Below are 20,030 nucleotides of genomic sequence, written 5' to 3' on the forward strand. Positions count from 1 at the left end.
TGCAACCTCATAAGTGGCTGATTATATTGAATAACTTGTGGGTGCAACCAATCCATCAATTCGGTTGCACCTTTTTATTGCGTGCCGTAGGATTTCGCGCATCCTCTCACACCACATTGCCGGGCTCGCACCGGCGCACGAACCCACCATGGCAAGCACGACTCTCGGCGTCAAAGTCGACGACCTTCTCCGCTCGCGCCTGAAAGACGCGGCGGCGCGTCTCGAGCGCACTCCCCACTGGCTGATCAAGCAGGCGATCTTCGCGTATCTCGAGCGGATCGAGCACGGCCAGCTGCCGCCCGAACTGTCGGGCAGCAGCGGCGTGACGGAGCTTGCCGACGGCCAGGCGGTGGACGGCGACGACGACAACTCGCCGCATCCGTTCCTCGAGTTCGCCCAGAACGTGCAGCCGCAATCGGTGCTGCGCGCGGCGATCACGGCCGCGTATCGCCGCCCCGAGCCGGAATGCGTGCCGTTCCTGCTGGGCCAGGCGCGCCTGCCCGCGAACCTGCAGGCCGACGTGCAGACGCTCGCGACGCAGCTCGTCGAGGCGCTGCGCGAGAAGAGCTCGGGCGGCGGCGTCGAGGGGCTGATCCACGAGTTCTCGCTGTCGAGCCAGGAAGGCGTCGCGCTGATGTGTCTCGCCGAAGCGCTGCTGCGCATTCCCGATCGCGCGACCCGCGATGCGCTGATCCGCGACAAGATCAGCAAGGGCGACTGGCGCTCGCACGTCGGCCATGCGCCGTCGCTGTTCGTGAACGCGGCGACCTGGGGCCTGATGATCACCGGCAAGCTCGTGACGACCAACAGCGAAGCGGGCCTGTCGTCGGCGCTCACGCGCCTGATCGGCCGCGGCGGCGAGCCGCTGATCCGCAAGGGCGTCGACATGGCGATGCGCCTGATGGGCGAGCAGTTCGTCACCGGCGAGACGATTTCCGAAGCGCTCGCGAACAGCCGCAAGTACGAAGCGCGCGGCTTCCGCTACTCGTACGACATGCTCGGCGAAGCGGCGACGACCGAAGAGGACGCGCAACGCTACTACGCATCGTACGAGCAGGCGATCCATGCGATCGGCAAGGCGGCCGGCGGCCGCGGCATCTACGAAGGCCCGGGCATCTCGATCAAGCTGTCGGCGCTGCACGCGCGCTACTCGCGCTCGCAGCAGGACCGCACGATGAGCGAGCTGCTGCCGCGCGTGCGCGCGCTCGCATTGCTCGCGCGCCGCTACGACATCGGCCTGAACATCGACGCTGAAGAAGCCGACCGTCTCGAGCTGTCGCTCGACCTGCTGGAAGCGCTGTGCTTCGACCCGGAACTCGCGGGCTGGAACGGCATCGGCTTCGTCGTGCAGGGCTATCAGAAGCGTTGCCCGTTCGTGATCGACTACCTGATCGACCTCGCGCGCCGCAGCCGTCACCGCCTGATGATCCGTCTGGTGAAGGGCGCGTACTGGGATACCGAAATCAAGCGTGCGCAGGTCGACGGCCTCGAAGGCTATCCGGTCTACACGCGCAAGATCTACACGGACGTGTCGTACCTCGCGTGCGCGAAGAAGCTGCTCGCGGCGCCCGACGCCGTCTACCCGCAGTTCGCGACGCACAACGCGTACACGCTGGCCGCGATCTATCACCTGGCCGGCCAGAACTACTACCCCGGCCAGTACGAATTCCAGTGCCTGCACGGGATGGGCGAGCCGCTGTACGAGGAAGTCACGGGCCGCGACAAGCTGAACCGTCCGTGCCGCGTGTACGCGCCGGTCGGCACGCATGAAACGCTGCTCGCGTACCTCGTGCGCCGCCTGCTGGAGAACGGCGCGAACACGTCGTTCGTGAACCGCATCGCGGATAAAACCGTGTCGGTGAAGGAACTGGTCGCCGATCCGGTCGACGAGGCGTCGAAGGTCGTGCCGCTCGGCGCGCCGCACGCGAAGATCCCGCTGCCGCGCAACCTGTACGGCGACGAGCGTCCCAACTCGATGGGCCTCGACCTGTCGAACGAACATCGTCTCGCGTCGCTGTCGTCCGCGCTGCTCGCGAGCGCGCACCATCCGTGGCGCGCGGCGCCGATGCTCGCCGACGACGCGCTCGCCGACGCCCCGGCGCGCGACGTGCGCAACCCGGCCGATCAGCGCGACCTGGTCGGCACCGTCAGCGAAGCGACGGCCGAACACGTGAGCGCGGCGCTCGCGCATGCCGTGGCTGCCGCGCCGATCTGGCAGGCGACGCCCGTCGATGCGCGCGCCGACTGCCTGGTGCGCGCGGCCGACCTGCTCGAAGCGCAGATGCACACGCTGATGGGCCTGATCGTGCGCGAAGCCGGCAAGTCGCTGCCGAACGCGATCGCCGAAATTCGCGAAGCCGTCGACTTCCTGCGCTACTACGCGGCGCAGATCCGCGACGAATTCTCGAACGACACGCACCGTCCGCTCGGCCCCGTGGTCTGTATCAGCCCGTGGAACTTCCCGCTCGCGATCTTCATGGGCCAGGTGGCCGCCGCGCTTGCGGCCGGCAACACGGTGCTCGCGAAGCCGGCCGAACAGACGCCGCTGATCGCCGCCCAGGCCGTGCGCCTGCTGCGCGAGGCCGGCGTGCCGGCCGGCGCGGTGCAGCTGCTGCCGGGCACCGGCGAGACCGTCGGCGCGGCGCTGGTCGCCGATCCGCGCACGCGCGCGGTGATGTTCACCGGCTCGACCGAAGTCGCGCGCCTGATCAACAAGACGCTGTCCGCGCGCCTCGACCCGGACGGCAAGCCGATTCCGCTGATCGCGGAAACGGGCGGCCAGAACGCGATGATCGTCGACTCGTCGGCGCTCGCGGAGCAGGTCGTCGCCGATGTGATGCAGTCGTCGTTCGACTCGGCCGGTCAACGGTGTTCGGCGCTGCGCGTTCTGTGTCTGCAGGACGACGTCGCGGACCGCACGCTGACGATGCTCAAGGGCGCGATGCACGAGCTGGCGCTCGGCAACCCGGACCGTCTGTCGACCGACGTCGGCCCGGTGATCGACGCCGAAGCGAAGCAGACGATCGACACGCACGTCGCGGCGATGAAGGAGAAGGGCCACGCGGTCACGCAGCTGCCGTCGCCGGAAGCCTGTGCGCACGGCACGTTCGTGCCGCCGACGCTGATCGAGATCGGCAGCATCGACGAATTGAAGCGTGAAGTGTTCGGCCCGGTGCTGCACGTCGTGCGCTATCGCCGCAGCCAGCTCGACAAGCTGCTCGAGCAGATCCGCGCGACGGGTTACGGCCTGACGCTCGGCATCCACACGCGGATCGACGAGACGATCGCGCACGTGATCTCGAACGCGCACGTCGGCAACATCTACGTGAACCGCAACGTGATCGGCGCGGTGGTCGGCGTGCAGCCGTTCGGCGGCGAAGGGCTGTCGGGCACGGGTCCGAAGGCAGGCGGCGCGCTGTACCTGCAGCGTCTGCTCGCGACGCGTCCGTCGGGCCTGCCGCGTTCGCTCGCGCAGACGCTGATCGCGGACGGCGCGGTTGACGGCGAACAGCGCAGCAACCCGGCGGCGGCGCTCACCGCGCTGCGCGACTGGCTGATCGAGCAGCGCGAGCCGGCGCTGGCCGCACGTTGCGACGGCTATCTGGCGCAGGTGCCGGCCGGTGCGACCGCGGTGCTGACCGGGCCGACGGGCGAGCGAAACACGTATACACTCGGCCCGCGCGGCACGGTGCTGTGTGTCGCGGCCACGCCGGGCGGCGCGCGCGCGCAGTTCGCGGCGGTGCTGGCGACGGGCAACCGCGCGCTGTTCGTCGGCGCGGCGGGCGAGGCGCTGGTCGCCGCGCTGCCGGCTGCGCTGAAGGCGCATGCGGCCGTGCGCAAGCAGGCCGACGCGCCGTTCGACGCGGTGCTGTTCGAAGGCGACAGCGACGAACTGCAGACGCTCGTGAAGGACGTCGCGCAGCGGCCGGGCCCGATCGTGTCGGTGCAGGGCGTGTCGGCGGGCGCGTTCGAGAACGGCGACGCGGAAGACTACGCGCTCGAGCGCCTGCTGACCGAGCGCTCGGTGAGCGTGAACACGGCCGCGGCGGGCGGCAATGCGAATTTGATGACGATCGGCTGACCATCCTTGCCGTTCGGATCAAACAAAGGAAGCGGCAAGGCGATCCCGAAGCCGCTCCATTTACCCTGGTACCAAGGAGATGCTATGCAACACACGATGAAAAAGCTGGCAGGCGCGACGTTCGTCGCCGTCATGTCGCTTGCGGGGACGGCCCATGCGGACGACGTGAAGATCGGTTACGCAGGGCCGATGACGGGCGCCCAGGCTCACTACGGCAAGGATATGCAGAACGGGATCGCGCTCGCGCTGGAAGACTTCAACGCGACGAACCCGAAGATCGGCGGCAAGGCAGTGAAGTTCGTGCTCGAGACGCAGGACGACCAGGCTGACCCGCGCACCGGCACGACGGTTGCGCAGAAGCTCGTCGACGACGGCATCAAGGGCATGCTCGGTCACTTCAACTCGGGCACGACGATTCCGGCCTCGCGCATCTACGCGAACGCCGGCATTCCGGAAATCGCGATGGCGACGGCGCCGGAATACACGCAGCAGGGTTACAAGACGACCTTCCGCATGATGACGTCCGACACGCAGCAGGGCTCGGTGGCGGGCACCTTCGCGGCGAAGGATCTCGGCATGAAGAAGATCGCGATCGTCGACGACCGCACGGCCTACGGCCAGGGTCTCGCCGACCAGTTCGAGAAGGCCGCGAAGGCCGGCGGCGCGACGATCGTCGACCGCGAATTCACGAACGACAAGGCCGTCGACTTCAAGGCGATCCTGACCAAGCTGAAGGCGGCGAAGCCGGATCTCGTCTACTACGGCGGCGCGGATTCGCAGGCAGCGCCGATGGTCAAGCAGATGAAGACGCTCGGCATCACCGCACCGCTGATGAGCGGCGAAATGGTGAAGACGCCGACCTTCCTGAAGATCGCGGGCAACGCGGCCGACGGCACGATCGCATCGCTGGCAGGCCTGCCGCTCGAGGAAATGCCGGGCGGCAAGACCTACGCCGACAAGTACAAGAAGCGCTTCGGCGAAGACGTGCAGACGTACTCGCCGTACGCGTACGACGGCGCGATGGCGATGCTCAACGCGATGAAGAAGGCCGATTCGACCGATCCGGCGAAGTACCTGCCGGTGCTCGCGAAGACCGACATGGCCGGCGTCACGTCGTCGCACGTCGCGTACGACGCGAAGGGCGACCTGAAGAACGGCGGCATCACGATGTACAAGGTCGAGAAGGGCGAGTGGAAGCCGCTGAAGAGCATCGGCGGCAAGTAAGCATGGCGTGAGTCGCCGGCGGCGTCGAAGGGCGCCGCGCCGGGCACCATGCAAAGAAGCCACCGGGCCGTCGGGTCCGGTGGCTTTTTCTTTGGCGTCGGCGGCGGGCTCGGCGCCCGTCAGGCCGGGTACGCGCGCTGCAGCAGCGCGGCGACGTCGAGCGCGTGCGGATCGAAGCCGCCCGCGATGCGGCCCCAGTCGGGCGCGGCAAGCCGCGTCGCGATGAACGCGTCGGCGACGGCCGCGGGCGCGTCGCGCCGCAGCAGGCAGGCCTGCGCGACGAGCGCGAGCCGCTGCGCGAACACGCGGGCCGACGCCTCGAGCGTATCGGCCGGTGCCGCGAGCATCGCGCGCAGCGCATCGAGCGCCGCGCGGATGCGCGGTTCGCCCGCGCCGAGGTCGGTCAGTTCGGCGAAGAGCGCCGCGGCCGCGTCGGGCTCGCGCGACACCGCGCGCAGCACGTCGAGGCACATCACGTTGCCGGAGCCTTCCCAGATCGAGTTGACCGGCGCTTCGCGGAACAGCCGCGCGATCGGACCGTCGTCGACGTAGCCGTTGCCGCCGAACACTTCCATCACCTCGCCGGTCAGCTCGACCGCGCGCTTGCACACCCAGAATTTCGCGGCGGGCGTGACGATCCGCTTCCACGCGCGTTCGCGCGGCGAGTCGTCGCGCTCGAACGCATCGGCGAGACGCATCGCGAGCGCGAGCGCGGCTTCGCTTTCGAGCGCGAGATCGGCGAGCACGGTGCGCATCAACGGCTGCTCGGCGAGCGCGCGGCCGAACGCGTGGCGCTGGCGCGTGTACGCGATCGCCTGCACGACGCCCTGGCGCAGCATCGCCGCGCTGCCGAGCACGCAGTTCAGCCGCGTGTGCGTGGCCATCTCGATGATGGTCGGAATGCCGCGGCCTTCGTCGCCGAGCATGATGCCCCAGGCGTCGTTCAACTCGATCTCGCTGCTCGAGTTGCTGCGGTTGCCGACCTTGTTCTTCAGCCGCTGGATCTCGACCGCGTTCTTCGTCCCGTCGGGCCGCCAGCGCGGCACGTAGAAGCACGACGGGCTGCCCGCTTCGGTGCGCGCGACGACCAGGTGCGCGTCGCACATCGGCGCGGAGAAAAACCACTTGTGGCCGCGCAGCCGGTATTCGCCGCCGCGTCCGCCCGCGCCGACGGCGCTCGCCAGCGTCGTGTTCGCGCGCACGTCGGAGCCGCCCTGTTTCTCGGTCATGCCCATGCCGAACCAGATCGAGCGCTTGTCGGCGACCGGCACGTCGCGCGGATCGTAGTCGTCGCTGTACAGCTTGTCGCGCAGCAGGTCCCACAGCGCGGGTTCCTTCTGCAGCACCGGAATCGCGGCCTGCGTCATGGTCGCCGGGCACAGCGTGCCGGCCTCGATCTGGCCGTGCAGGTAGAAGCCGGCCGCGGTCGCGGCCCAGCGGCCCGGGCGCGTATCGCGGAACGCGAGCGACACGAAGCCTTCGTTGCGGTACATGCCGAGCAGCGTGTGCCACGCCGGATGGAAGTCGACGCGGTCGATGCGCCGGCCGCGGCGGTCGAACGCGTTCAGTTCCGGCGTGTGGCGGTTCGCTTCGTGGGCGAGCTGCGCGGTGTCGGCGCTGCCGAGCCGCGCGCCGTACGCGTCGAGCTGCGGCACGGCCCAGCCGGCGCCCGCGCGGGCGATGGCCTCGCGCAGCGCGACGTCGGTGGCGAAGAGGTTATAGTCGACCAGTTCGTCGAACTGGTTCGTGACGGCATGGGTCGATTCGGTCATCGGGCTGTCTCCGGTCTCGTGCTTCGCGGTCTGCCGGTCAAACGCGTTTCCGCTGAATTTCAGAGTAGCAAATATGCCGCCGCGACATGTTCAGGTTCCGGCGCCGCCCGGCCAGCCGGCGGCGCAACCCGCGCCCGCGTTGCGCCGCCGGCCGCGCCAGTCGCGCGCGCAGGCCACGTCCGACGCGCTTCAGCAGGCCTTCGTTCAGCTTTTGCTCGAGCGTGGTTACGCGAAGGCGACGATCCGCGAAATCGCGGCCGTCGCGGGCGTGAGCGTCGGCACCTTCTACGAATACTTCGGCGACAAGCAGAGCCTCGCCGCGCTGTGCATCCACCGGCGCGTGCTGGCGCTGGCCGACCGGCTGCGCGAAGCGGCGCACGGGCTGCGCGGCATGCCGCGCGCCGCGCTCGCGGCCGCGCTCGTCGACCTGCAGGTCGATGCGATCGCCGCCGACGCCGCGTCGTGGAGCGCGTTCTTCGCGCTGGAGCGGCAGGTGTCGCCGCTCGCCGCATACCGCCGCCATTACGACGCGTATGTCGCGCTGTGGCGCGACGCGCTTGCGCAGTGCAGCGATCCGCCGCCGGCCGCGCGGCTCGACGGGATCGCGCGGATGGCGCATGCCGTCTGCTACGGCGGCGTGTCGCAGGCGCTGCTCACGCTCGGGCCGGCGCTCGACTTCGCCGCGTTGCGCGGCGAGTTGCAGGCCGTGCTGGCCGCCTATCTGGCGGCCGCGGGCGCGTGACGCGCGGCGCGGCCGTGCGGCCGAGCATCCGGCGCAAGCCCGCCGCGAGCGCGACCTGGGCCTAAGGGAAATGCCGGATGCGCATGCATTGCCGGCCACACGGCCTTGGCATCGAGCATTGCGGATGGCCGATCATGAGAAAAATGCATGGCCGCCATGACGAACTTTCGATTGTCCGCCCTTATTGGCTCGGGCTAAATCATGCGTCATGAGCCGGGCCGCGCGCGTCGCGCGGGCCGGTCCGAAGGACATCTGAAGGAGGAGTCATGCGAAGCGCCACCACGCCCCGCTCGAAACTGCCGGACGTCGGGACGACGATCTTCACGGTGATCGGCCAGCTCGCCGCGCAGCACGATGCGCTGAACCTGTCGCAGGGCGCGCCGAATTTTGCGCCCGATCCGGCGCTCGTCGAGGGCGTCGCGCGCGCGATGCGCGACGGCCACAACCAGTACGCGCCGATGGCCGGCGTCGCGTCGCTGCGCGAACGCCTCGCGGAGAAGACGGAGGCGCTGTACGGCACGCGCTACGACCCGGGCACCGAGATCACGGTGATCGCGAGCGCGAGCGAAGGGCTCTACGCGGCGATCAGCGCGCTCGTGCATCCGGGCGACGAAGTGATCTATTTCGAGCCGTCGTTCGACAGCTATGCGCCGATCGTGCGGTTGCAGGGCGCGACGCCGGTCGCGATCAAGCTGTCGCCCGAGCATTTCCGCGTGAACTGGGACGAAGTCGCCGCGGCGATCACGCCGCGCACGCGAATGATCATCGTTAACACGCCGCACAACCCGACCGCGACGGTGTTCTCTGCCGACGATCTCGAACGGCTCGCGCAGCTCACGCGCGATACCGACATCGTGGTCCTGTCGGACGAGGTCTACGAGCACGTGGTGTTCGACGGCGCGCAGCATCAGAGCGTCGCGCGTCACCGTGAGCTCGCCGGGCGCAGCGTGATCGTGTCGTCGTTCGGCAAGACGTTCCACGTGACGGGCTGGCGGGTCGGCCATTGCATCGCGCCGGCCGAACTGATGGACGAGATCCGCAAGGTGCACCAGTTCATGGTGTTCTCGGCCGATACGCCGATGCAGGTCGCGTTCGCGGAAATCCTCGCGCGGCCGGAAAGCTATCTCGGCCTGTCGGCGTTTTACCAGGCCAAGCGCGACCTGCTCGCGCGCGAGCTGGCCGGTTCGCGCTTCGAGCTGCTGCCGAGCGAAGGCTCGTTCTTCATGCTCGCGCGCTTCCGGCACTTCTCGGACGAACGCGACAGCGACTTCGTGTTGCGCCTGATCCGCGATGCGCGCGTCGCGACGATTCCGCTGTCGGCGTTCTACACCGACGGCACCGACGCGGGCGTGATCCGGCTCAGTTTCTCGAAGGACGACGCGACGCTGATCGAAGGCGCGCGGCGGTTGCGTTCGCTGTAATCGCGGGCGCGGCCCGCACCCCAAACAGGCGACGTGTACGTCGCACGGAAAGTCACCGCCGGAACCGGCGCACGTGCGACCGCACGGCGCCGGCCGACAAGCCAGGAGATCACGATGAAGCATGCAAATACCCTCAAGCTCGCGTTCGCCCTCGCGTGCGCGCTCGGTTCCGGCGCGGCGCTCGCCGACGGGCAGACGCTGCGTTTCGGCCTCGAGGCGCAATACCCGCCGTTCGAGTCGAAGGCGCCGAACGGCGATCTGCAGGGCTTCGACATCGACGTCGGCAACGCCGTCTGCCAGACCGCGAAGCTGTCGTGCAAGTGGGTCGAGACGTCGTTCGACGGGCTGATTCCCGCGCTGAAGGGCCGCAAGTTCGACGCGATCAACTCGGCGATGAACGCGACCGAACAGCGGCGCCAGGCGATCGACTTCACGACGATCATCTACCGCGTGCCGACGCAGTTGATCGCGCGCACCGGCAGCGGCCTGCTGCCGACGCCGGAATCGCTGAAGGGCAAGCGCGTCGGCGTGCTGCAGGCATCGATCCAGGAAACCTACGCGAAGGCGCACTGGGAGCCGGCCGGCGTGTCGGTTGTCGCGTACCAGGATCAGAACCAGGTGTATGCGGATCTCGTGGCGGGCCGTCTCGACGCAACGCTGGTGCTCGCGCCGGCCGGCCAGCGCGGCTTCCTGTCGCGCCCGGACGGCAAGGGTTTCGCGTTCGTCGGCCAGCCGGTGCGCGACGACCGGATTCTCGGCAGCGGGATCGCGTTCGGCCTGCGCAAGGGCGACGACGCGCTGAAGGCGAAACTCGATTCCGCGATCGACAAGCTGAAGGCGGACGGCACGGTGAAGTCGCTCGGCCAGAAGTACTTCGGCGATATCGACATCTCCACCAAGTAAGCGGACGCGCACGATGCAGAGCCTGGATACGGGCGGAGAGCCCGGCGGCGACGGTGCGGCGATGCCGGCGGACGTCGCACTCGAGGCGGCGCTCGTCGCCGCACTGGGCGACACGCTGGTCACGCGGGCGGCCGAGATCGATCCGCGCTACTTCACCGCGTACAACGAGCCGGCCGGTGTGCGGCCGCGCGCGCTGGTGCGGCCGCGCAGCGTCGACGACGTGTCGCGCACGCTCGCGCTGTGCACGCGGCTCGGGCAGCCGGTCGTGCCGCAGGGCGGCCTCACCGGGCTCGCGCGCGGCGCGGTCGCGCTGGGCGGCGAGATCGTGCTGTCGATGGAGCGTTTCGCGGGCGTCGAGGCAATCGACGCGGCGGCGGGCACGATGACGGTGCGCGCCGGGACGCCGTTGCAGACGGTGCAGGAGGCCGCGGACGCGGCGGGCTTCACGTTCGGCGTCGATCTCGGCGCACGCGGTTCGTGCCAGATCGGCGGCATGCTCGCGACCAACGCGGGCGGCACGCGCGCGATCCGCTACGGCATGATGCGCGAGCAGGTGCTCGGACTCGAGGCCGTGCTCGCCGACGGCACCGTCGTGTCGTCGATGAACCGGATGCTGAAGAACAACGCGGGCTACGACCTGAAGCAGCTGTTCATCGGCAGCGAAGGCACGCTCGGCGTCGTCACGCGCGCCGTGTTGCGGCTGCATCCGAAGCTCGCCGCGCCGGCCACCGCGCTCTGCCGCGTGCATGGCTACGACGCCGTCGTCGGGTTGTGGAACCGCCTGCGCGCACTGCCCGAGATCGTCAGTTTCGAAGCGATGTGGCCGGCCTTCTACGACTACGTCGCGGGCCGCACGCCCGGCGTCGTCGCGCCGTTCGCGGGCGACGGCGGCTTCGCGGTGCTGATCGAGTGCGCGACGAGCGCACCGGGCGGCGATGCGCGCCAGGCGCTGGAAACCGGCCTGGCGGATGCGATCGAGGCGGGGCTGGTCGACGATGCGGCGCTTGCGACGTCCGAGCGGCAGGTGCGCGACCTGTGGACGTTGCGCGAGGGCCTTGCGATCGATGCGCTGCCGCATCTGGTGAACTTCGACGTGAGCCTGCCGACGGGCGAGCTCGGCCGGTTCGCAGAACGCTGCGAGGCGGCGTTGCGTGCGGTGTGGCCCGACATCGTGTGCCTGTTCTTCGGCCACGTCGGCGACGGCAACGTGCATATCGGCGTATCGCTCGCCGGCATGCGCGACGCGGACGCCGATGCGATCGATCGCTGCGTCTACGCGGTCGTTCGGGATATGGACGGCTCGGTGTCGGCGGAGCACGGCATCGGCATGCTCAAGCGCGCCTATCTCGCGCACACGCGCAGCGAAGCGGAAATCGGCTTGATGCGGCGCCTGAAGGCCGCGCTCGATCCCGCCGGCGTGCTCAATCCCGGCAAGGTGCTTTGATCGATCGGCGCGAGCCGAGGCGGGCGCGTCAGCCGTCGACCCAGCGCAGCGCGCCGATCTTCAGGTGTTCGACGACGCTGCGCGCCCAGTCGAGCTCCGCGTTGAGCAGCACGAGCGCATGTTCGTTCTGCAACAGGAACAGGCGCGGCACCTGGTCGTTCTGCGCGGCGTTGCGCAGCGACTCGAGACGTTCGCGTTCGGTGTCGAGCGCGGCGATGCGGCGCTCGAGTTGCTGGCGCGCATCGTCGGCGTCGAGCAGCGGCAGGAATGCGAGGCCGGCGCCGAATGCCGGAAACTCGCGCGCGGGCTCCGCGAGCAGCGCATGCAGCCACGCCTGCCCGGCCGTATGCCCGGCTTCGGTCAGCGTGTACAGCGTGCGTTCGGGAAACGCGCCGTCGCGCTCGGTGTCGTGCACGGCGATCAGCCCGTCGCGCAGCAGCCGGTCGATCGTCTGGTAGAGGCTCGTGCGCTGCCGCACGTTGACGACTTCGTCATAGCCGCGCGCCTTCAACTGCTGGAGCATTCCGTAGGGATGCATCGGCGTTTCGGTGAGCGTCGCGAGGACCGCGAGCGCGAGCGGAGACGGGCGGCTTGTTGCCATGAATAGTTCGGTTACTTCTAGTGAGAATATAACTAGTATCGACTAGACTATCATATTCCACAAGGGTTTCAGCCGAGGTGTGAGCGCTTCGCGGCCGGCGCGACGGTTTCCATCGTCGTGAGACCGTGAACGATGCCGCAGTCCTCGACCGAATGTTCGCCGACGCACTGGCGGCGCAATTCGGTGAGCTGATCGCGCAGATGCGTCAGTTCGGCGAGGCGCGCGTCGACGTGGCCGATGTGCTCGTCGAGCAGCGCGTTGACCGAATCGCACGGGTCGGCCGGCGTGTCGGTGAGCTGCAGCAGCGCGCGGATTTCGTCGTGCGCCATGTCGAGCGCGCGGCAGTTGCGGATGAAGCGCAGCCGCTCGACGTGCACGTCGGTGTAGTTGCGGTAGTTCGAATCGGTGCGCTCGGCGTCCGGCATCAACCCCTCCTTCTCGTAGAAGCGGATCGTTTCGGGCGTGCAGCGGGCCGCCTTGGCCAGTTCGCCGATCTTCATGGCTTTCTCCGTTGTAAGGGTTGACCTTGTAGTGGCTTCAGGGTGTTAACTCTACACCGTCAAGCCATAGAGGAGGTTGTCATGACCGACGCCCAGCGTACCCCCGACCCACGACACCGCCATGCCGGCGGCGCCGATGCGTGCTGCGCCGACGCGCGCGACACGCAGGCGGCGACCGTTGCCGACGCGGCGCCGGCGGCCGGCGAGCACGCGCATGGCGACGCGGCGGCGCACCGCGCGCAGCCGCATGCATGCGGCCACGATCATGAGCACGATCACGCATCCGCGCGCGGGACGGCGCACGCCCACGCGGCGCATGACCATGCCGGTCACGACCACGACCACGACCACGACCACGACCACGCGGCCGGCGCCTGCTGCGCGCCGGCCGCGCTGACGCTCGCGCCGCTGCCGGTCGCGCGGGCGACCGCGTCGGGTCACGTCCGCTCCGCGTTCCGGATCATGCAGATGGACTGCCCGACCGAGGAAACGCTGATTCGCAAGAAGCTCGGCGGAATGCAGCAGGTCTCGGCGCTCGAATTCAACCTGATGCAGCGGATGCTGACCGTCGAACACGTGCCCGGTGCGCAGCCGGCGATCGAAAGCGCGATCCGCACGCTCGGGATGACGCCGGAAGCCGCGTCGGCCGACGCACCGGCAGCCCCCGTCGCGCCGCCGCCCGCGAAGCCGTGGTGGCCGCTCGCGCTGGCCGGCGTCGCCGCGATCGCGTCCGAGGCCGTGAGTTGGGCCGGCCTGCCGGTGTGGCTGTCGGCGGTGCTGGCGCTCGCGGCGGTGCTCGCGTGCGGGCTGACCACTTACAAGAAAGGCTGGATCGCGATCCGCAACGGCAACCTGAACATCAACGCGCTGATGAGCATCGCGGTGACGGGCGCGATGGCGATCGGCCAGTGGCCGGAAGCCGCGATGGTGATGGTGCTGTTCACGATCGCCGAGCTGATCGAGGCGAAGTCGCTCGATCGCGCGCGCAACGCGATCCAGGGTCTGATGCAGCTCGCGCCCGACACCGCGACCGTGCAGGACGCCGACGGCACGTGGCGCACGATCGAGGCCGCGCAGGTCGCGCTCGGCGCGATCGTGCGCGTGAAGCCGGGCGAGCGGATCGGGCTGGACGGCGAAGTGGTCGCGGGCCGCTCGACGGTGAACCAGGCGCCGATCACCGGCGAGAGCTTGCCGGTCGACAAGACGTCCGGCGACGCGGTGTACGCGGGCACGATCAACGAAGCGGGTTCGTTCGACTATCGCGTGACGGCGGTGGCCGCCAACTCGACGCTCGCGCGGATCATCCACGCGGTCGAGGAAGCGCAGGGCGCGAAGGCGCCGACGCAGCGCTTCGTCGACCAGTTCGCGCGCGTCTATACGCCGATCGTGTTCGCGGTCGCGCTGCTGGTCGCGGTGGCGCCGCCGCTCGTCATGGGCGGCGCGTGGCACGACTGGATCTACCGTGCGCTGGTGCTGCTCGTGATCGCGTGCCCGTGCGCGCTGGTGATCTCGACACCGGTGACGATCGTGTCGGGGCTCGCGGCCGCGGCACGGCGCGGGATTCTCGTGAAGGGCGGCGTATATCTCGAAGAAGGCCGCAAGCTCGCGTGGCTCGCGCTCGACAAGACCGGCACGATCACGCACGGCAAGCCGGTGCAGACCGATTTCGACCCGCATGCGACGGACGTCGACGCGGCGCGCGTGCGTCACCTCGGCGCGAGCCTCGCGGCGCGCTCCGATCACCCCGTGTCGCAGGCGATCGCCGCCGCGGCCCGCGACGCACAGACGGCAGCGTTCGCCGATGTAGAGGACTTCGAAGCACTCGTCGGGCGCGGCGTGCGCGGCACGATCGACGGCACGCGCTACTGGCTCGGCAACCACCGCCTCGTCGAGGAGCTCGAACGCTGCTCGCCGGCGCTGGAGGCGAAGCTCGACGCGCTCGAGCGGCAGGGCAAGAGCGTCGTGATGCTGGTCGACGACACGCGCGTGCTCGGCATCTTCGCGGTGGCCGACACGATCAAGGACACCAGCCGCGCGGCGATCGCCGACCTGCACGCGCTCGGCATCCGCACCGCGATGCTGACCGGCGACAACCCGCACACCGCGCAGGCGATTGCGCGGCAGGCCGGTATCGACGATGCGCGCGGCAACCAGTTGCCCGAGGACAAGCTTGCGGCGGTCGAGGAACTGTCGGCGGGCGGTGCGGGCGCGGTCGGGATGGTCGGCGACGGCATCAACGACGCACCGGCGCTCGCGCGCGCCGACATCGGCTTCGCGATGGGCGCGATGGGCACCGACACGGCGATCGAGACGGCCGACGTCGCGCTGATGGACGACGACCTGCGCAAGATCCCCGCGTTCGTGCGGCTGTCGCGCGCGACGCACCGCGTGCTGGTGCAGAACATCGGCTTCGCGCTCGGCGTGAAGATCGTGTTCCTCGGCCTCACGGTCGCGGGGCTCGGCACGATGTGGATGGCCGTGTTCGCCGATGCGGGCGCGAGCCTGATCGTCGTCGGCAACGGGCTGCGGCTGCTGTCGAAGACAGGTGTGTTCGACGGCGCGACGGCGAAGCGATGAGGAGCGGGCGATGAGCTTTCTGAAGCGGATCCTGGGCGGCCACGGCGGAGGTGGCCACGGCAGCGGCGGGCATCACGGCGGGCAGCAACGCGGCGGTCCCAGCGGCCACGACGCACGCGGCCGCGACCGGAACGGATGGGGCTGGCAGCCGTCGGCCGACGCGCAGGGCGGTCCGGGCGGCAACGTGCCGCTGCGCCAGCTCGCGTGCGCAGGCTGCGGCGCGATCAACGCCGCGGATGCGCGATTCTGCGCGCAGTGCGGCGTATCGCAGCGCGGCAAGGCGTGCAGCCGGTGCCACGCGGCGCTGGCCGCCGACGCGCGCTTCTGCCCTGGCTGCGGGACGCAGGCCGGGTAAGGCGCGATCGCCGGCCGTGCTGCCGGCGTGACGGCCGATCCCCAAGACGGCACGGCGTGCGGGCTCGGAACCCCCGCGCCACGCAACACCGCTCAACGCAGCGGCAAATGAATCTCGGTGCGCAGGTCGGCCGGCGCCGCATCCATCGGCGTATTCAGATACAGCTCGAACGGCGGCGCATCGGCGGCTTCGCGGCCCGAGTGCCGCAGCCAGTCGCCGTACAGCCACTGGTAGGCCGTCTTCAGGTCCGCATACGGCCCCGTGTGCAGCAACACCGCGTACTCGCCGCCGGCAACCGCGATGCGCTCCACGGGCGGCGTCGGCTCGACGTCCGGCGCGCCGTCGGCCGGCACGAAGCACGCCTTCGCGCGCAACTGCGCCTCGGGCGTCGTATCCGGATCGTCGTAGAAGATCCCGATCATCCGCGCGCCGGGGCCGATCAGCCCGTGCCGCCCGGCCCACGCGCCGATCTGCCCGAACGCGTCGCCGACCTTCAGGTACGCGCCCGTATGCGGCACCGCATAACCGCGCAGTTCCGGCAGCCGCCGGATCTCGACTTCCTGCTTGAACATGTCTTCCTCTCCTCGCTGTAACGGATAGATCGGCCGGTGGACCCCGGCGAGCCGGTGCTGCGCGGGCGGCACGCCGTAAGCATCGCGAAATGCGCGGGCGAACGCGTGCGTCGAGCCGTAGCCGGCGCGCCGCGCGATCGCGTCGAGCGGCAGCGCGGTGCACACGAGATCCTCGGACGCGCGCACGATCCGCATCCGCCGCACCGTCAGCACGATCGACTCGCCGTACAGCGCGCGATATACGCGCTGCCAGTGATACGGCGACAGGCACGCGATTTCGGCGAGCCGGTTCAGGTCGAGCGTGTCGTCGAGGTGCGCGAGGATGTAGTCGTGAACGCGCGCGATGCGTGCCGCATAGCGGGTCCAGGCGGGCGTTTCGGCTTTCGTGTCGACGGTCATGCGTGCATCCCGGGCAAGAGTCGACGTCACGGTAGCACGCCGCCGATTGATAAATCTTGCGGAAATGCGTAGGGCAAAGAATTCCGGCCCTTTTTATTTTGGCGAAATTGGGTCTCGTTCCCGTCGATCTATGTCTAAAGTTAAAGACGGTGAAATCGGGTGATCGCGTCATTTTTCTCGGGTAAGTTGCTCGGACGGCAACGCACGGTTTTCGGAGTACGCAGGTAGTTCGTCGATGTTCAATCGCAACGCCACGTTTTCGGGAGAAGAAGAAATGGATGCTTCCAGCTTCATCACGTCGCTGCAGACCACGCTAGGCGGATACCTGCCCAAGATCGCCGGCGCGATCGGCATCCTGGTGATCGGCTGGCTGATCGCCGTGGCGGTGCGGGCCGGCGCGCTCCGGCTGCTCAACGCGCTGAAGGTCGATCAGCGGATCAACGAAAGCACCGGCCAGGGCGCGTGCGTCGAGCGGATCATCGCCGGCGGGCTGTTCTGGCTCGTGCTGCTCGTCACCGCGGTGGGCATCTTCAACGTGCTCAACCTCTACGCGGTCTCCAATCCGTTCTCGCTGCTCGTCACGCACATCGTCAACTACCTGCCGAACCTGATCGGCGGCGCGGCGCTGACGCTGATCGCGTGGCTGATCGCATCGCTGCTGCGCAGCCTCGCGAACCGCGCGCTGAAGGCGAGCAAGGTCGACGACAAGCTGTCCGAAAGCGCGGGCATGCAGCCGATGAGCGGCTATCTCGGCGACGTGCTGTTCTGGCTCGTGATCCTGATGTTCCTGCCGGCGATTCTCGCGTCGTTCGCGCTGTCCGGCCTGCTGTCGCCGGTGCAGGGGATGGTCGACAAGCTGCTCGCGATCGTGCCGAACCTGTTCGCGGCCGCGGTGATCGGCTTCGTCGGCTGGATCGTCGCGCGCGTGCTGCGCGGTCTCGTGACGAACCTGCTCGTCGCCGCCGGCGCCGACCGCCTCACGCAAGGCCTCGACAGCCCGACGCCGGTGCGCGTGTCGAGCCTGATCGGCACCATCGTCTACGTGTTCGTGTTCGTGCCGACGCTGATCTCCGCGCTCGACGCGCTGAAGATCGACGCGATCTCGATCCCGGCCACCAACATGCTGAACCAGTTCCTCGGCGCGGTGCCGGACATCGTCGCGGCGATCGTGATCGTGCTCGTCACGTTCTACTTCGCGCGCTTCGTCGCGTCGCTCGCGCAGAAGCTGCTGGAGGCCGCCGGCGTCGACGGGCTGCCGGCCGTGCTCGGCGTCGAGCGCGTGTTTTCGGGGATCCTGCAGCCGTCGGTGCTGGTCGCGCGGCTGATCGTGTTCTTCGCGATGCTGTTCGCGTCGGTCGAGGCCGCGAACCGGCTCGGTTTCACGCAGGTGCGCGACGTCGTCACGCTGTTCATCGAATTCGGCGGCCACGTGCTGATGGGCGGCGTGATCCTCGTGATCGGCGTGTGGCTCGCGGGCCTCGCGCGCCGCGTGATCGAGCAGGCCGACCGCGAGCACAGCGTGCTGTTCGCGCGGATCGCGCAATTCGCGATCCTCGGCCTGGTATTCGCGATGGGGCTGCGCGCGATGGGCATCGCCAACGAGATCGTGCAGCTCGCGTTCGGCCTCGTGCTCGGCGCGATCGCGGTGGCGGTCGCGCTGTCGTTCGGCCTCGGCGGCCGCGAAGCCGCCGGCAAGCTGCTCGACCGCTGGTTCAACCAGCGCGGCGGCGGCCCGTCGGGCCAGTAAGCGTCGGCCGCCCGGCCGCCTCGTGCGGCCGGACGGCGCGCGCGGGACGACCGCGACGCGCGGCCGGCGTTGCCGTCAGCGAAACGTCAGCCGTCATCTTTGCCGAATTTCGATAACACGTCGTTTAATGACTCTCTAGCATCGATTCTCAGTCGCGCGGGCCTGGCAGGCCGGCGCCTTTCAGGAGAATCCGATGAAAGCAGAGTCGAATGGCCGGCCCGTCGCCGGCGCCAAGTCGTCCGGCCAGCCCGCGCTGCAGCAGACGCTCGGGACCTGGCAACTGTGGGGCATCGCGGTCGGCCTCGTGATTTCAGGCGAATACTTCGGCTGGAGCTACGGCTGGGCGAGTGCGGGCACGCTGGGTTTCGTCGTCACCGCGCTGTTCGTCGCGGCGATGTACACCACCTTCATCTTCAGCTTCACCGAGCTGACGACGTCGATCCCGCACGCGGGCGGCCCGTTCGCGTATGCGCGCCGCGCGTTCGGCCCGGCGGGCGGCTATCTCGCCGGCGCGGCAACGCTCGTCGAATTCGTGTTCGCGCCCCCCGCGATCGCGCTCGCGATCGGCGCGTACCTGCACGTGCAGTTTCCGGGGCTCGAACCGAAACACGCGGCGATGGGCGCGTATCTCGTGTTCATGGCGCTGAACATCGTGGGCGTGCAGATCGCCGCGACGTTCGAGCTGGTCGTCACGCTGTTCGCGATCTTCGAGCTGCTGGTGTTCATGGGCGTGGTGTCGCCGGGCTTCGCGTGGAGCAACTTCATGAAGGGCGGCTGGTCGGGCGCCGATCATTTCAGCGTCGGCGCATTCCACGGCATGTTCGCGGCGATCCCGTTCGCGATCTGGTTCTTCCTCGCGATCGAAGGCGTCGCGATGGCCGCCGAGGAGGCGAAGAACCCGAAGCGCTCGATCCCGATCGCCTACGTGGCTGGCATCCTGACGCTCGTCGCGCTGGCCATCGGCGTGATGGTGTTCGCCGGCGGCGCGGGCGACTGGACCAAGCTCGCGAACATCAACGACCCGCTGCCGCAGGCGATGAAGTACATCGTCGGCGCGAACAGCGGCTGGATGCACATGCTCGTGTGGCTCGGGCTGTTCGGGCTCGTCGCGTCGTTCCACGGGATCATCCTCGGCTATTCGCGCCAGATCTTCGCGCTGGCCCGCGAAGGCTACCTGCCGGAATGGCTCGGCAAGGTGCATCCGCGCTTCAAGACCCCGCATCGCGCGATCCTCGCGGGCGGCGTGGTCGGCATCGCGGCGATCTACAGCGACGAGCTGATCCAGTTCGGCGGCCAGACGCTCACCGCCAACATCGTGACGATGTCGGTGTTCGGCGCGATCGTGATGTATATCGTAAGCATGGCGGCGCTGTTCAAGCTGCGCCGTTCGCAGCCGAACATGGCGCGGCCGTTCCGCGCGCCGCTGTACCCGTTCTTCCCGGCATTCGCGATCGTTGCGGCCCTGATTTGCCTCGCGACGATGGTGTACTTCAACGGGCTGGTGGCGATGGTGTTCGTCGCGTTCCTCGCGCTCGGCTACGCGTACTTCCTCGCGACCCGTTCGCAGCGCGCGAGCGCGCCGGCCGACGTGCTGCTGGAGGAATGACGATGACGAACCCGAACGGCCGCTGGTGACGGCATCCGGCGCGCCCCGTCGAACGGGCGCGCCGTCGGCGTTTCGCAAGGCAAGGA

14 protein-coding genes are annotated in these 20,030 nt (G+C 69.0%); 10 read left to right on the plus strand and 4 right to left on the minus strand.

Translation table 11 applies throughout. The features are described 5' to 3' along the window. The first annotated feature begins 148 nt into the window (after nt 1-148). Both putA and WS45_RS09840 read left to right on the plus strand, forming a co-directional pair. Nucleotides 149-4,081, plus strand: a complete 3,933-nt coding sequence (gene putA / locus WS45_RS09835; protein WP_059699594.1) for a trifunctional transcriptional regulator/proline dehydrogenase/L-glutamate gamma-semialdehyde dehydrogenase — start codon at nt 149-151, stop codon at nt 4,079-4,081. An 84-nt stretch (nt 4,082-4,165) separates the two neighbouring features. Continuing rightward, the gene (locus WS45_RS09840) at nt 4,166-5,305 is read left to right on the plus strand and encodes a branched-chain amino acid ABC transporter substrate-binding protein (RefSeq protein WP_059531190.1); all 1,140 of its coding nucleotides are present in this window, start codon (nt 4,166-4,168) and stop codon (nt 5,303-5,305) included. 119 nt (nt 5,306-5,424) lie between these two features. On the opposite strand, the gene WS45_RS09845 is transcribed toward WS45_RS09840, so the two are convergent. After that, nucleotides 5,425-7,077, minus strand: coding sequence for an acyl-CoA dehydrogenase family protein (locus WS45_RS09845; RefSeq protein ID WP_059699596.1), 1,653 nt, complete (start codon nt 7,075-7,077; stop codon nt 5,425-5,427). Nucleotides 7,078-7,150: 73 nt separating this feature from the next. Between WS45_RS09845 and WS45_RS09850 the strand changes: the two genes are divergently transcribed. From WS45_RS09850 to WS45_RS09865, 4 genes are all read left to right on the plus strand, one after another. Beyond that, the gene (locus WS45_RS09850; protein WP_059699598.1) at nt 7,151-7,819 is read left to right on the plus strand and encodes a TetR/AcrR family transcriptional regulator; all 669 of its coding nucleotides are present in this window, start codon (nt 7,151-7,153) and stop codon (nt 7,817-7,819) included. A gap of 266 nt (nt 7,820-8,085) precedes the next feature. Beyond that, nucleotides 8,086-9,240 carry a pyridoxal phosphate-dependent aminotransferase gene (locus WS45_RS09855; RefSeq protein WP_059699600.1) on the plus strand — a complete coding sequence of 385 codons (1,155 nt, stop codon included), beginning with the start codon at nt 8,086-8,088 and terminating at the stop codon, nt 9,238-9,240. A 114-nt stretch (nt 9,241-9,354) separates the two neighbouring features. Beyond that, nucleotides 9,355-10,143 (plus strand): ABC transporter substrate-binding protein, encoded by a 789-nt coding sequence (locus WS45_RS09860; RefSeq protein WP_059699723.1) that lies wholly within the window; start codon nt 9,355-9,357, stop codon nt 10,141-10,143. Nucleotides 10,144-10,156: 13 nt separating this feature from the next. Beyond that, on the plus strand, nt 10,157-11,587 hold the full coding sequence (locus WS45_RS09865; protein WP_059699601.1) for an FAD-binding oxidoreductase: 1,431 nt from the start codon (nt 10,157-10,159) through the stop codon (nt 11,585-11,587). A 28-nt stretch (nt 11,588-11,615) separates the two neighbouring features. On the opposite strand, the gene WS45_RS09870 is transcribed toward WS45_RS09865, so the two are convergent. Both WS45_RS09870 and cadR read right to left on the minus strand, forming a co-directional pair. Continuing rightward, on the minus strand, nt 11,616-12,188 hold the full coding sequence (locus WS45_RS09870) for a PadR family transcriptional regulator (protein WP_059531176.1): 573 nt from the start codon (nt 12,186-12,188) through the stop codon (nt 11,616-11,618). 68 nt (nt 12,189-12,256) lie between these two features. Then, nucleotides 12,257-12,688 (minus strand): Cd(II)/Pb(II)-responsive transcriptional regulator, encoded by a 432-nt coding sequence (gene cadR, locus WS45_RS09875; RefSeq protein ID WP_059531173.1) that lies wholly within the window; start codon nt 12,686-12,688, stop codon nt 12,257-12,259. Nucleotides 12,689-12,769: 81 nt separating this feature from the next. Between cadR and WS45_RS09880 the strand changes: the two genes are divergently transcribed. Both WS45_RS09880 and WS45_RS09885 read left to right on the plus strand, forming a co-directional pair. Continuing rightward, complete coding sequence (locus tag WS45_RS09880; RefSeq protein WP_059699603.1) at nt 12,770-15,265, plus strand: heavy metal translocating P-type ATPase; 2,496 nt, start codon at nt 12,770-12,772, stop codon at nt 15,263-15,265. 10 nt (nt 15,266-15,275) lie between these two features. Then, nucleotides 15,276-15,620 carry a zinc ribbon domain-containing protein gene (locus tag WS45_RS09885; RefSeq protein ID WP_059699605.1) on the plus strand — a complete coding sequence of 115 codons (345 nt, stop codon included), beginning with the start codon at nt 15,276-15,278 and terminating at the stop codon, nt 15,618-15,620. Nucleotides 15,621-15,712: 92 nt separating this feature from the next. On the opposite strand, the gene WS45_RS09890 is transcribed toward WS45_RS09885, so the two are convergent. Beyond that, the gene (locus WS45_RS09890; protein ID WP_059699607.1) at nt 15,713-16,591 is read right to left on the minus strand and encodes an AraC family transcriptional regulator; all 879 of its coding nucleotides are present in this window, start codon (nt 16,589-16,591) and stop codon (nt 15,713-15,715) included. Between the two features lie 274 nt (nt 16,592-16,865). Here WS45_RS09890 and WS45_RS09895 point away from each other — a divergent pair, with 274 nt between their 5' ends. Then, a complete protein-coding gene (locus tag WS45_RS09895; protein WP_059531158.1) occupies nt 16,866-18,338 on the plus strand; it encodes a mechanosensitive ion channel in 1,473 nt (490 codons plus the stop codon). Nucleotides 18,339-18,531: 193 nt separating this feature from the next. Continuing rightward, on the plus strand, nt 18,532-19,944 hold the full coding sequence (gene eat / locus WS45_RS09900) for an ethanolamine permease (protein ID WP_059531155.1): 1,413 nt from the start codon (nt 18,532-18,534) through the stop codon (nt 19,942-19,944). Nucleotides 19,945-20,030: the final 86 nt, after the last annotated feature.

Source organism: Burkholderia sp. RF2-non_BP3 (assembly GCF_001522185.1).
Lineage (GTDB): Bacteria > Pseudomonadota > Gammaproteobacteria > Burkholderiales > Burkholderiaceae > Burkholderia > Burkholderia diffusa.